Origin of the sequence: Streptomyces sp. YS-3 (assembly GCF_045257485.1) — a bacterium.
Taxonomy (GTDB): domain Bacteria; phylum Actinomycetota; class Actinomycetes; order Streptomycetales; family Streptomycetaceae; genus Streptomyces.
In genome coordinates, this window is record NZ_JBJHPC010000158.1 from 1 (window position 1) to 12,939 (window position 12,939).

The window sequence follows — 12,939 nt, forward strand, 5'->3', positions numbered from 1 at the left end:
CCGGAACCCCTTGTAGTCGAGCTGTACGGAGGCCCGCCCCGCCAAGGCCCCCCGGTCGTCACGGGCGACCCCGAGCACGACTCCGTCGAGGCCCAGACGGCCGGCCGCCGCGCGGTCGCCCATCCGCACCCGCACCCGGGCGGGCGCACCGGCCGCGGCCGGGCCCTTGGCGGACTTGGCCGCCTTCGGCGCGAGCGGCGCGATCCCGACCGGGCTGCCCGGCGCCGCCGCGTGACGCGATCCGGCCACGCTCCGGCCCGCCGCACTCTTTGCCAACGCATCGGGCGCGACCCCACTCAGGTCCACCTCGCTGTCCCCGGCCGCCGGCCAGGTCACCTTCGGCGCCCGCCAGGGCCGCTTCGCGGTCTCACTTCTGGCGGCGGAACCGCCCCCGCCCAGTTCGGAGCCGGAAACCGAGGCCGTCTTCTGCACCGAACGCAGTGAGAAATCGACCTTCCCGGCCGCCGCCGCGACGCTCGGCACCATCGTGACCAGCACCGCGCTCGCCGTAAGCGCGCCCAGCGCCGCCGTGGCGCGGCGGCGTCTGGCTCCTCCCGAGTCCTCGTCGTATCTCGAAGTCCCCGCCCGTGTACGACTCACTGGAAGTCTCCAACTCTCCGTATTCAGCTCAAAAGGCGCCCCAAGTCAGGGGCGCCTCGGGGAACTTAACACCAAGGAATTTACGGGCGGAAGCACAATTCGCCATGCGAACACCGCAGTTGAGAGGGGAGGTAACGAGAGGAGAACAATTGCCGAAACATACACACGCAAAGACACAGCCAAGGGTGCGAAAAGGCTAGTTCGGACGTTATTCCGGCGTTACGCTCCCGCTCTGCAAGCAGCATTAACTGATATGAGGGTGGGGATTGGTGAGGGGACATCACATGCACCGGGGCAGACGGCTGCCGGCCGCGCTGATGGCAGCCGCGCTCGGTGCGGGCGGCTTTGCACAACTGGCCGCGGCGCACGCGGCATTTGCGGACGAGATTACCGGCGGGGGTACGCAGAGCCGGACAAGTGCGCATGGAACCCAGGGCTCCGCGGCTGAAACCAACACTTCTGGAATCACTAATTCCGGAGCCCATGCCTCCGGAGTTGCTGATTCCCCGGCGCGGGCGTCCGCCACCGCCGAGGCCCGGGCCCGCGCGCAGGCGAAGCGGACCGGCCGCCCGGTCGAGATCCTGGACCGCCGCGACGAGATGTCACAGGTGCTGGCCAACCCGGACGGGTCGCTCACCATGCGCCAGTACGTCCGCCCCGCCTTCGCCCGGGTCGCCGGAGCCTGGCGGGCGGCCGACGCCACGCTGAAGCAGGGCGCCGACGGACGGTACGCCCCGGCCGCCGCCACCTTCGGCATCTCCTTCTCCGGCGGCGGCACCGGCCCGCTCGCCACGATGACCAAGGACGGCAGGGCCCTCTCGGTCTCCTGGCCGGACGCGCTGCCGCAGCCCCGCGTCGAGGGCGACACCGCCCTCTACCCCGAGGTGCTGCCCGGTGTCGACCTCACCCTGCGGGCCGACGTCGACGGCTTCGCCCAGCACCTGGTCGTCAAGACCCGCGGGGCCGCCTCCGACCCGCGCCTGGCCGAGCTCTCGCTCGCCCTGCACCTGACGGGCGCGCGCCTGAAGGCGGACGCCAAGGGCAATCTGACGGCCACCGACACCCGCTCCGGCGCCCGGCTCTTCACCGCCCCCGCGCCCACCATGTGGGACTCCTCGCACCTGCCGGAGCAGGCGGCGGCCCAGCTGGCCCGCGGCGTGCGCCCGGCCGCCGAGACCGCGCCCCCCGAGCTCGTCCCGATGGGCACCGAGGTCAGCGGCGACCATCTGCGGATCACACCGGACGCGGCGATGCTGAAGGACCCCGGGACGGTCTTCCCGGTCGTCATCGACCCGATCTTCTCCGGCGGCGGACGCAACAACTGGGCCATGGCGTACAAGCAGTCGGGCAACTCCACGATCGCCAACACCGCGTACTGGAACGGCGGCACCTTCAGCGACAAGATCGCCCGCCTCGGCCACGAGACCTCGACCAACGGCACCGCCCGCTCGTACTTCCAGCTGAACACCAAGGGCCTGGCCGGATCGAAGATCATCTCGGCCACGTTCAACGTCTTCAACAGCTATGCGTGGTCATGCACCAAGACCCCCGTCGAGCTGGGCCTGACCGGACCCATCTCCTCCTCGACCACCTGGAACAACCAGCCCGCCTGGAAGCAGACCCTCCAGGAGAAGACGTTCGCGCACGGCTGGTCCTCGACCCAGTGCGCCGCCGCCGGCGAGGACTTCGACGCCGCCTCGATCAAGACCGCGGTGCAGGCCGTCGCGGACGCCGGTGACAACGACATGACCCTCGGCCTGCGCTCGCGCGCCGACTTCGAGGGCAACGAGCAGAGCTGGAAGAAGTTCCAGAACGACCCCAGCCTGGAGATCACCTACAACTCGCCGCCCAAGGTGGACTCCTCCGGCGCCTTCCAGGGCTCCTGGGCACCCGGCGCCGACGGTCTGCTGCCGATCGCCTGCTCCACCGACCCGGCCGCCTTCCCGGTCGTCGGCAACGACGGCCTCACCCTCACCGCGAAGATCTCCGACCCGGAGGGCGGCCAGATCACCGGCGCCTTCCAGCTGAAGGACTACGACACCGGCGCGGTGATCGCCTCGCCCACCTCGACCGTGACCGCGGGCGGCACCGCCCAGGCCCGGATCGAAGCCTCCCTGCTCGCCACCGGCAAGCGCTACACCTGGACCGTCCAGTCCCGTGACGGCCTGGACACCTCGGCGTGGACCACGGGCTGCGGCTTCGGCGTGGACAGGGCCGCGCCCGCCCAGCCCACCGTGACCGCCACCGACGGGCACGCGCTGGACGTGGCGGAGGTGCCCGCGCGCACCGACCGTACGGTCAGGTTCACCTCCACCGACCAGGGCGGCGTGGACGGGTTCTGCTACTCGCTCAACCAGCCGCTGTCGGTCTCCGGTCTGCGGTGCCCCAGCGGTACCTATGTGAAGGCCGGCGCCGACGGCACCGCCACGGTGACCGTGAAGCCCAGCCTGTGGCCCAGCAACCGGCTGCACGTCGAGGCGTACGACAAGGCGGGCAACACCTCGGCGTACGGCGGCGGTTCGGCGCCGACCGACACCACCCTGATCGCCACCGACCGGCCGGCGTTCGTGCACGACTCGGCCGGGCGGGTCCACGGCGACCTGCCGGGCGACCTCGACGGCGACGGACAGGTCGACCTGCTGGCCACCGCCTCCGACGGCACGCTGCGGCTGTTCAGCGGCAAGGGCGACGGCACCCTGAAGGCGCCGCGCACCCTCGCCTCGGGCGGCTGGAACGGTGTGCGGGTGGCCCACCGGGGCGACTTCATCGCCGCCACCGACGGCCAGACGATGGACGGGTACGAGGACTTCTTCGTCAAGGTCGGCAACAAGCTGTACCTGTACCCGGGCGACGGCAACGGGATGCCGCTGACCACCCAGCGCAAGGAGCTGCTGCGGCCCACCGGCAAGGACAACGGCCCGCTGTCCGGCCCCGGCGGCCTCTGCCTGGACGTGAAGTCCGCGGGCACCGCCAACGGCACCCCGCTCCAGATCTACACCTGCAACGCCACCACCGCGCAGGACTTCCAGCTCACCGGTGGCGCCCTGAAGGTGCTCGGCAAGTGCGCGGCGGCGGCCGGCACCGACCTGGCCTCGGCGGTCCAGCTGGCCGACTGCGACGGCAGCCCCGCCCAGCAGTGGCTGGACCGCGGTGACGGCTCGCTGCTCAACCAGGGTTCGGGCCGCTGCCTGGACACGGCGGCCGGCGCGGCCGTCAAGAGCACGCCCGTGCAGATCATGAACTGCGGCGCCGCCGCCACCCAGGACTGGACGGCCCCCGGCACCTGGGCGGGCACCGGCCAGATCCTCACGCCGCGCGACGCCGACGGCATGCCCGGCTCCGACCTCATCGTCCAGGAGGGCGAGGGGATGTGGCTCTACTCCGGCACCGCCGAGGGCCCGCTCGCCGCCGAGCCCGGCTCGTACAAGCTGCTGCCCGCCAAGCAGTTCGGCTTCAGCTCCTGGGACCGCTTCGACTTCACCTCGCCCGGTGACGTCAACGGCGACGGCATCCCCGACCTGCTCGGCCGCCACGTCACCACGGACCCGGCGCACGCCGACTACGGCAAGCTCTACCTGTACCCGGGCACCCGTGCCACGGACACCTCCGGCAACACCACGTACGGCATCGGGAGCCGGACCGTGTACGGGACGGCCGACTGGCAGTCGACGAACATCCCGTTCTTCGCGGGCGCGGGCAACGCGCAGGGCACGGTCGTCGACACCGGCACCTATCTGAAGTTCGTGCCCACGGCGGGCCAGGAGACCCCCGACTTCTGGGCGGTCTGCAAGGCGGCCCCCGGCGGCCTGCGCTTCTACCCCGGCACCCCGACGGCCCACGGCACGTCGACGGTCGTGGGCGACGCGGCGCTGGTGCAGGGCGTGGTGGGGCTGTTCTGAGCCCCCTCACCGCTTGATCCGCGGGTGCGCCCGTCCCCGGCCGGCCGGGGGCGGGCGCACCCGCGCCGGCTCACCGCCCCGGAGTCCAGCGCTCCCCGCGCATCAGGCTGCCCAGCCCCACCCACGCGAAGTTCATCAGCGTGGCCGCCGCCTCCTTCGCCGAGGCGCCCTCCGTCTCGTTGGCCCAGCCCGCCAGCGACTCCGCCGCGCCCACCAGGGCCTCGGCCAGGCCGGCCACATCGCGGGCGGCCAGGTCCGGGGCGCCGTGGGCCTCCCGGGCCGCCGCGCCTATCAGGGCCGTCACGAACGTCACGATCTCCTCGCGCATCACCGCGACCTCGGCGGCGAACGGCTCCCCGTGGGTGCGGGCCTGGCGGTGCAGTACCGCCCAGCCGTCCGGATGCTCGGCGGTGTGGACGAAGAAGGCCCGCAGCCCGGCCCAGAGCTGGGCGTCGGCGGGCAGCCCGGGCTCGGTCCCGGCCCGTACCGCGTCGACGAGCGCACGGGCCTCGCGCCGGATCACGGCGGTGAAGAGGTCTTCCTTGGAGTTCAGATAGAGGTAGACCAGCGGCTTGGAGACCCCGGCCAGCTCGGCGATCTCGTCCATGGAAGCGGCCCGGTACCCGAGCCGGGCGAAGGTGTGGACGGCCGCGTCCAGCATCTGCCGCTCGCGTACGGCCCGCGGCATCCGCCGGCCCCGGCCCGAACCCGCGTCCCCACCCGCACCCATATCAGTCCGTGTCCTCCTGGGCCGCCGTCCCGCTCCCGGGCAAGGGTACGTGCGGGGCGGCTACTGGACCGCGCCGTCCTCCTGGCTGCGGTTGGCCTCCAGGCGGGCCTTGGCCGACTCCACCTTGGTGACGATCTGCGCGGACATCTCGTCGCGCTGCTTGCGCAGCAGCACGAAGCTGAGCGGCGCGGACAGGACCAGCGCCAGCAGCACGACCCAGATCGCGTTGGCGTCCCCGAGACCCGCGGGCATGATCTTGAAGTGGACCAGCAGGGCGACGAACACCATGCAGGCGACGAAGACGGCGACGCGCATCGCGGTGTACCGGACGGTGGCGCTCGGCTTGGCGATGTTCACGGCTGACCTTCTCTCTCGTACGGCGATCCTGCCCGTCCAGTGAAGCACGTCCGTTATTCGATCAATTCAGCGGGAGCAGCATCGTGATGTCGTCGCGGTCGACCCCGTCCGCGACGCGGATCGCGCCCGGCACCCGGCCGACCTCCTGGTAGCCGCAGGAGGCGTAGAAGCCCTCCAGGCCCAGGCCGCCCCGGCAGGTCAGGCGGACCGCCTCGATCCCGTCCAGCGAGCGGGCGGCCCCGGCCAGCGCCCCCATGAGGTCGCGGCCGTGACCGCGGCCCTGGTGGGCGGGGTGCACCATGACGGTGTACGCCCATATCCAGTGCCGCATCAGCCGGTGCGTGTTGCGGACCAGGAACGCGGTCGCGGCGACGGCCCCGTCCTCGTCGAGGCCGACCAGCAGCCGTACGCGGCCCTCGGCCATCCCGGCGAGGTGGCGCACCAGCTCGGCCCGGACGTCCTCGACGGCCACCGGAGGCACGAACCCGACCGCGCCGCCGGCCTCCGACACGTCCACCCACAGCCCGAGGACGCCGTCGCGCAGCTCACGGGTGAGGGGCGGGTCGAGGGTGAACGTCAGCGCCACGGAATCAGATCCGCATGGCCTGGGGCGACTCGCGCAGCGCCGGGTCCGGGCCGTCGTACTCGCGGATGATCTCGTAGCGGGTGTTGCGCTCCACCGGGCGGAACCCGGCCTCGCGGATCAGGTCGAGCAGGTCGTCACGGGTCAGCTTGTTGGGCGTGCCGTAGTTGTCCGCGTCGTGCGTGATCTTGTACTCGACGACCGAGCCGTCCATGTCGTCGGCGCCGAACTGGAGCGCGAGCTGCGTGGTCTGGACACCGTGCATGACCCAGAAGCACTTCACGTGCGGCACGTTGTCGAAGAGCAGCCGGGAGACCGCGAAGGTCTTCAGGGCCTCCGCGCCGGTCGCCATCGTGGTGCGCGCCTGGAGCTTGTTGCGGACCTTGCCGTCCTGCATGTCCACGAAGTCGTGCTGGTAGCGCAGCGGGATGAAGACCTGGAAGCCGCCGGTCTCGTCCTGGAGCTCACGCAGCCGCAGCACGTGGTCGACCCGGTGCCGGGGCTCCTCGATGTGCCCGTACAGCATCGTCGCCGGGGTCTTGAGACCCTTCTCGTGGGCGAGCCGGTGGATGCGCGACCAGTCCTCCCAGTGGGTGTCGTGGTCGACGATGTGCTGACGGACCTCCCAGTCGAAGATCTCCGCGCCGCCGCCGGTGAGCGATTCGAGGCCCGCCTCGATCAGCTCGTCGAGGATCTCGGAGGCGGTCAGCCCCGAGATGGTCTCGAAGTGGTGGATCTCGGTCGCCGTGAACGCCTTGAGACCGACGTTCGGCAGGGCCTCCTTGAGGGCCTTGAGCGAACGCGGGTAGTAGCGCCAGGGCAGCGTCGGGTGGAGCCCGTTGACGATGTGCAGCTCGGTGAGGTTCTCGTTCTCCATCGCCTTGGCGAGGCGGACGGCCTCCTCGATGCGCATCGTGTACGCGTCCTTCTCGCCCGGCTTGCGCTGGAACGAGCAGTACGCGCAGGACGCGGTGCACACGTTCGTCATGTTGAGGTGCCGGTTGACGTTGAAGTGGACGACGTCACCGTTCTTGCGGGTGCGCACCTCGTGCGCGAGGCCGCCGAGCCAGGCCAGGTCGTCCGACTCGTAGAGAGCCACGCCGTCCTCGCGGGACAGCCGCTCACCGGCTCGGACCTTCGCCTCCAGCTCGCGCTTGAAGCCCACATCCGTGATCGATGCGGTCATGCGGCGGCCTCCCAATGTCTTGCGTACAAAACCTCCACCACGGTACGCCCCCCTCTATTCCGGCAGCTCTCCGACCCGGTTCTCCCACTTGGTGGAGAGCACGATGGTCGTCCGGGTGCGCGAGACGCCCTTGGTGGAGCCCAGGCGCCGGATGGTCTTCTCCAGGCCGTCCACGTCGGAGGCGCGGATCTTGAGCATGTACGAGTCGTCGCCGGCGATGAACCAGCAATCCTCGATCTCCTCCAGGTCGCGCAGCCGGCGGGCGACGTCCTCGTGGTCGGCGGCGTCCGAGAGCGAGATGCCGATGAGGGCGGTCACGCCGAGGCCGAGCGAGGCGGCGTTGACGGTGGCGCGGTAGCCGGTGATGACCCCCGCCGCCTCCAGGCGGTTGATGCGGTCGGTGACGCTGGGCCCGGAGAGACCGACGAGCCGGCCGAGTTCGGCGTACGAGGCCCTGCCGTTCTCCCGCAGAGCCTGGATGAGCTGCCTGTCCACGGCGTCCATATGCCTGAAGCCTTCCATTATTCAGCAATACCGCGAGTTTAGGTATAAATCTAAGGCACGCAGGGCCGACACCCTGCGATCCTTCAGCAAGTCGTACCGGGGGAGACAAGCGCTAACCGGGGCGGGAGCCTCCCCCGAGCTCTCCCTCCCACCGGCGGTACAGGCCGTGCGGCACACCGGCCGCGTCCAGCACCCGCCCGGCGACGAAGTCCACCAGATCCTGGATGTGCGTGGCCCCCGCGTAGAACGCCGGGGAGGCCGGCAGCACCACGGCCCCCGCCTCGTCCAGCGCCACCAGGTGCCTGAGGGTCTGCCCGTTCAGGGGCGTCTCGCGCACCGCGACCACCAGCGGGCGCCGCTCCTTGAGCGTCACGCTCGCGGCCCGCTGCAACAGGTCCTTCGACAGCCCCAGCGCCACCCCGGCCACACAGGCCGTACTGGCCGGCACGATCAGCATCCCCTTGACCGGATACGAGCCGGACGACGGCCCGGCGCCGAGGTCCCCGGCGCTCCAGTGCCGTACGGCCTCCAGCGCGGCACCGGCCACGTCGAAGGTCCCGGGCTTGCCGTCCGCCCCCCGCGCCAGCCACTTCGCGAGGTCCTCGCGCCAGTGGGCGTCACGGAAGGCGATCCCCGTCTCGTCGAGCAGGGTGAGCCGCGAGGCCCGGGAGACCACCAGGTCGACGCTCTCCCCCGCCGCGAGCAGCCCGCGCAGCACGGCCGCCGCGTACGGCGTCCCGGACGCGCCGGAGACCCCGACGACCCAGGGCGTGCGCGGTCGCGGCGCCTCACGCCCGCTGTCTGCGTTCACCTGCTCCACGTGCCCGAGCCTATCCGGCCACCCGGGGGCGGGAACCGTCACACCGAGAGCCCGCGCACCAGCAGGTCCAGGAGCGCGCAGACGAAGAGCGAGATCCCGATGAAACCGTTGGTGGTGAAGAACGCCCGGTTGAGTCGGGACAGGTCGTGCGGCTTGACGATGGTGTGCTCATAGACGAACGCCGCCGCCACGATCACCAGCCCGGCCCAGAACAGCACCCCGGCGCCGGTGGCCAGCGCGTACCAGACGAGCAGCGCCGTGGTGACGGCGTGACAGGCGCGGGCGCCCCGGATCGCGTTCGGCACGCCGAACCGGGCCGGCACCGACAGCACCCCGCACTCGCGGTCGGACTCGACGTCCTGGCAGGCGTAGATCAGGTCGAAGCCGCCGATCCAGACGCCGACCGCGAGACCCAGGACCACCGCGTGCCACGACCACTCCCCGGTGATCGCGAGCCAGCCGCCCACCGGACCCATGGCCTGCGCGAGCCCGAGGATCGCCTGCGGGAAGTTGGTGAACCTCTTGCCGTACGGATACACCACCATCGGGATCACCGCGATGGGGGCGAGGGCCAGGCAGAGCGGGTTGAGCAGCCCGGCGGCGCCCAGGAAGACGACCAGCGCGATCAGCGCGCCGGTCCAGGCGGAGCGCACCGACACGGCGCCGGTGACCAGTTCCCGGTGGGCCGTGCGCGGATTGCGGGCGTCGAGCTCGCGGTCGATGATCCGGTTGCAGGCCATCGCGAAGGTGCGCAGCCCCACCATGGCGACGGTGACCAGGAGCAGCTTCACCCAGTGGATGTCCCCGTCCAGCCGGAACATCGCGGTCAGCGCCGCGATATAGGCGAAGGGCAGCGCGAAGACCGAGTGCTCGATCATCACCAGCCGCAGGAAGGCCTTGGTCCGGCCGGGCTGCGGGACGGCGGCGGCAGCGGAGGCGCTCACAGTCCGTACTCCTTCCACCGTCGGGTCACCCGTTCGGATGTCTCCGGGTCCGACTCGACCATGTGCGGCCAGCCGCCGTCGCGGGTGTAGCCCTCCTCGGGCCACTTCGCGGTCGCGTCGATCCCCGCCTTGCCGCCCCAGAACTGCTGGTACGAGGCGTGGTCGAGGTGGTCGACCGGTCCCTCCACGACGGTGAGGTCACGGGCGTAGTCGGTGTTGCCGAGCGCCCGCCAGGACACGTCGTGCAGATCGTGGACGTCGCAGTCGGCGTCGACGACGACGATCAGCTTGGTGAGCGACATCATGTGCGCTCCCCAGATCGCGTGCATCACCTTCTGCGCGTGCTTGGGGTACTTCTTCTCGATCGAGACGATCGCGCAGTTGTGGAAGCCGCCCGACTCCGGCAGGTGGTAGTCGACGATGTCCGGCACGATGATCTTCAGGAGCGGCAGGAAGAACCGCTCGGTGGCGCGGCCCAGCGGGCCGTCCTCGGTGGGCGGGCGGCCCACGACGATGGACTGGAGCAGCGGGCGCCGGCGCATGGTCACGCAGTCGATGGTGAGCGCCGGGAACGGCTCCTGCGGCGTGTAGAAGCCGGTGTGGTCGCCGAACGGCCCCTCGGGCAGCATCTCGCCGGGTTCCAGCCACCCCTCGATGACGACCTCGGCGTTGGCCGGGACCTGGAGCGGCACGGTCTTGCAGTCGACCATCTCGACGCGCTTGCCCTGGATGAACCCGGCGAGCATGTACTCGTCCATGTCCCCCGGCAGCGGCGCGGTCGAGGCGTAAGTGACGGCGGGCGGGCAGCCGAAGGCGATGGCGACGGGCAGCCGCTCACCGCGCCGGGCGGCCACCGCGTAGTGGTTGCGGCTGTCCTTGTGGATCTGCCAGTGCATCCCGATGGTGCGCTTGTCGTGGCGCTGGAGGCGGTAGAGCCCGAGGTTGCGCACGCCCGTCTCGGGGTGCTTGGTGTGGGTGAGACCCAGGTTGAAGAACGAGCCGCCGTCCTCGGGCCAGGTGAACAGCGCCGGCAGCCGGTCGAGGTCGACGTCGTCACCGGTCAGGACCACCTCCTGGACCGGGGCGTCCTTCACCTTCTTCGGCGGGACGTGGACCATCGAGCCGAGCTTGCCGAAGGCCTCGCGCACCCCGACGAAGCCCTGCGGGAGCTCGGGCTTGAGCAGCCCGCCGATCTTCTCGCTGATCTCGTCGTAGGAGGCGAGCCCGAGCGCCTTGAGCAGACGCCGGTCGGTGCCGTACACGTTCATGGCCAGCGGCATGGCCGCGCCCTTGACGTTCTCGAAGAGGAGAGCGGGCCCGCCGGCCTTGTTGACCCGGTCGACGATCTCCCCGATCTCCAGGTACGGGTCGACTTCGGCCTTGATGCGGATGAGGTCGCCCTCACGCTCCAGCGCCCTCAGGAGCGAGCGAAGATCGTCGTAAGCCATGAGGTCAAGTATCGGGCACCGGTTACCCTGGGCCCGTCACCGGGGCTGCCGGACGCCCCGCCGCCGTTCCCTGGGGGGACCACCCGAACATGCTCAGGTATCTGCCGTTCCTGCTGGTCCTGGCGCTGTGGATCTACGCCTTCATCGACTGTCTGAACACCCCGGAGGAGGAGGTCCGCGGCCTCCCGAAGGTGGTGTGGGTGATCGTGATCCTGCTCTTCGGCGAGGTGCTGCTCGGGCCGGTCGCCTGGTTCTTCGCGGGCCGCCCGCGCCGCGTGGCCGGCCGCCGGGGCGGCTGGACCGCCCCGGACGACAACCCGGAGTTCCTGGCGAGCCTGAACCGGCCGAGGGACGACCCGCAGGACTAGGCGGGGCCGGGTCAGCTCCGGCGTTCGAGGACCACGTATCCGTACGCGACGCCGGTCATCGAGTACCGGGCGGACGGGTGCAGCTGACGCGCGTACTCCCGTGGGTCGCCCGCCCAGCCCGAGACGTTGTCGAGCGCGATGTAGTCCGGGATCACCCGCCGGGCGTCGCCCACCCACAGGACCCGGCAGCGGGAGGTGAGCCGCGAGATCGGCCCGACGTTCGCCTCGACGGTGGCGCCGTCCGGGATCCGGTCCAGCACCCGCTCGCGCGCGCTCACTTCGGCGCTCCTGGCGTACGTGGCCGGCTCGGTGAGCGCGGCCAGCGGCAGCGCGGTGGTCAGCGCGAGGGCGGCCGAGGCCGCGGCGGCGGGCAGCTGCCGGGCGTACGCGCGCAGCCACGGGCGCGGACTGCGACGGCCGCTGTCCACGGCGTCGGCGAGGGCGAGGGCCAGGACCGGCATCAGGACGGCGCTGTAGTGCCAGTCGGTCGACCAGTAGTGGTCGTCGGAGGAGAGGAACCGCCAGCCGACCGTCGGCGCGGCGGCGAACACCAGCGGTGAGCGCAGCGCGAGCAGCCCGGTGGGGAGCAGCAGCCACAGCAGGGTGCGCAGCTTGGTGCCGGACGCGGCGAACGGCCCGGCGCCACCGGTCTTGTTCCAGTAGTCGTACGCCCCGGTCGAGTTGAAGGCCGGTATCACCACCGTGAGGGTCACCACGACGGCGGCGATCCCGAAGGCCGCGACCCCGGCCGCGTACGCGGCGGCGCGCGGCGAGGTCCGCCGGGCGCGCAGGGCGACCACGGCCGCGAGGGCCGCCAGTGTCAGCCCCAGGTCCTCCTTGACCAGGACGAGCGGCAGCGCCCAGCAGAGCGCGGCCCGCCAGCGCCGGGCGAGGACCGCTTCGAGGGAGAAGGCGATCAGCGGCACCGCGAAGCAGATCTCGTGGAAGTCGAAGTCGGCGGCCCGCTGCAGGCCCCACGAAAGGCCGTAGGAGACGCCGAGCGCCAGCCCGGCGCCCCGCCCGAGCAGCCGGGCGGCGGCCCGGGTCACCGGCACCGCCGAGAGCGCGAAGAGCGCGGACTGGGCGACGAGCAGCGTGACGGGGGTGGGGAAGAGCCGGTAGACGGGGGCGAGCAGCGCGGTGACCGGGCTGAAGTGGTCGCCCAGGATGTTCGTGCCCGGCCCCTTCAAGTCGGCGACGGGTGCCCGCAGATGGGCGTAGCCGCGGATGGCCTGCTCGAAGATCCCGAGGTCCCAGGAGAGCGTCTCCATCCGCCGGAACCGGAGCACGGAGACGGTCGCGTACGCGGCGAACAGGGCGGCGGCGAGGACGTACGGATCGCGGGCGCCGGGGATGCGCCAACGCCCTTTTGGCCCTTGTTCGTCGGATACGCGGGTGGGCCGGACCCGGGTTTCGGGCAGCGCGAGGAGAGCTCCGTGCACGGTGAGGTCCTTGGGTCGGCGGGTGCGGTCAGCGGGTGCGGGTCAGCGGGTGCGGGTC

Annotated in this window: 12 protein-coding genes; 2 read left to right on the forward strand and 10 right to left on the reverse strand. The window is 71.4% G+C overall.

Annotated elements, in window-relative coordinates; translation table 11 throughout:
• Nucleotides 1-600: hypothetical protein (locus ACJA3G_RS15570; protein ID WP_406553568.1), on the reverse strand; the 600-nt coding region annotated here is incomplete at its 3' end.
• Between the two features lie 284 nt (nucleotides 601-884).
• On the opposite strand from ACJA3G_RS15570, the gene ACJA3G_RS15575 reads away from it, so the two are divergent.
• On the forward strand, nucleotides 885-4,499 hold the full coding sequence (locus ACJA3G_RS15575; protein WP_406553569.1) for a ricin-type beta-trefoil lectin domain protein: 3,615 nt from the start codon (nucleotides 885-887) through the stop codon (nucleotides 4,497-4,499).
• Between the two features lie 70 nt (nucleotides 4,500-4,569).
• On the opposite strand, the gene ACJA3G_RS15580 is transcribed toward ACJA3G_RS15575, so the two are convergent.
• From ACJA3G_RS15580 to ACJA3G_RS15615, 8 genes are all read right to left on the reverse strand, one after another.
• Complete coding sequence (locus ACJA3G_RS15580) at nucleotides 4,570-5,229, reverse strand: TetR/AcrR family transcriptional regulator (RefSeq protein ID WP_406553570.1); 660 nt, start codon at nucleotides 5,227-5,229, stop codon at nucleotides 4,570-4,572.
• A 60-nt stretch (nucleotides 5,230-5,289) separates the two neighbouring features.
• Nucleotides 5,290-5,586 carry a DUF4229 domain-containing protein gene (locus ACJA3G_RS15585; RefSeq protein WP_406553571.1) on the reverse strand — a complete coding sequence of 99 codons (297 nt, stop codon included), beginning with the start codon at nucleotides 5,584-5,586 and terminating at the stop codon, nucleotides 5,290-5,292.
• 61 nt (nucleotides 5,587-5,647) lie between these two features.
• Nucleotides 5,648-6,172, reverse strand: coding sequence for a GNAT family N-acetyltransferase (locus ACJA3G_RS15590; protein WP_406553572.1), 525 nt, complete (start codon nucleotides 6,170-6,172; stop codon nucleotides 5,648-5,650).
• Nucleotides 6,173-6,176: 4 nt separating this feature from the next.
• Complete coding sequence (mqnE, locus tag ACJA3G_RS15595) at nucleotides 6,177-7,355, reverse strand: aminofutalosine synthase MqnE (RefSeq protein ID WP_406553573.1); 1,179 nt, start codon at nucleotides 7,353-7,355, stop codon at nucleotides 6,177-6,179.
• A gap of 54 nt (nucleotides 7,356-7,409) precedes the next feature.
• Nucleotides 7,410-7,859, reverse strand: a complete 450-nt coding sequence (locus ACJA3G_RS15600; protein ID WP_067160265.1) for an Lrp/AsnC family transcriptional regulator — start codon at nucleotides 7,857-7,859, stop codon at nucleotides 7,410-7,412.
• A gap of 112 nt (nucleotides 7,860-7,971) precedes the next feature.
• Nucleotides 7,972-8,679 (reverse strand): UbiX family flavin prenyltransferase, encoded by a 708-nt coding sequence (locus tag ACJA3G_RS15605; RefSeq protein WP_406553574.1) that lies wholly within the window; start codon nucleotides 8,677-8,679, stop codon nucleotides 7,972-7,974.
• A 38-nt stretch (nucleotides 8,680-8,717) separates the two neighbouring features.
• Nucleotides 8,718-9,623 carry a menaquinone biosynthesis prenyltransferase MqnP gene (mqnP, locus tag ACJA3G_RS15610; RefSeq protein WP_406553575.1) on the reverse strand — a complete coding sequence of 302 codons (906 nt, stop codon included), beginning with the start codon at nucleotides 9,621-9,623 and terminating at the stop codon, nucleotides 8,718-8,720.
• Nucleotides 9,620-11,071 (reverse strand): menaquinone biosynthesis decarboxylase, encoded by a 1,452-nt coding sequence (locus tag ACJA3G_RS15615; RefSeq protein WP_406553576.1) that lies wholly within the window; start codon nucleotides 11,069-11,071, stop codon nucleotides 9,620-9,622. The genes mqnP and ACJA3G_RS15615 overlap by 4 nt, the downstream gene beginning before the upstream one ends.
• An 89-nt stretch (nucleotides 11,072-11,160) precedes the next feature.
• Here ACJA3G_RS15615 and ACJA3G_RS15620 point away from each other — a divergent pair, with 89 nt between their 5' ends.
• On the forward strand, nucleotides 11,161-11,439 hold the full coding sequence (locus ACJA3G_RS15620; protein WP_406553577.1) for a PLD nuclease N-terminal domain-containing protein: 279 nt from the start codon (nucleotides 11,161-11,163) through the stop codon (nucleotides 11,437-11,439).
• 11 nt (nucleotides 11,440-11,450) lie between these two features.
• Here ACJA3G_RS15620 and ACJA3G_RS15625 read toward each other — a convergent pair whose 3' ends face one another.
• A complete protein-coding gene (locus ACJA3G_RS15625; RefSeq protein WP_406553578.1) occupies nucleotides 11,451-12,881 on the reverse strand; it encodes a DUF2079 domain-containing protein in 1,431 nt (476 codons plus the stop codon).
• Between the last annotated feature and the right edge of the window lie 58 nt (nucleotides 12,882-12,939).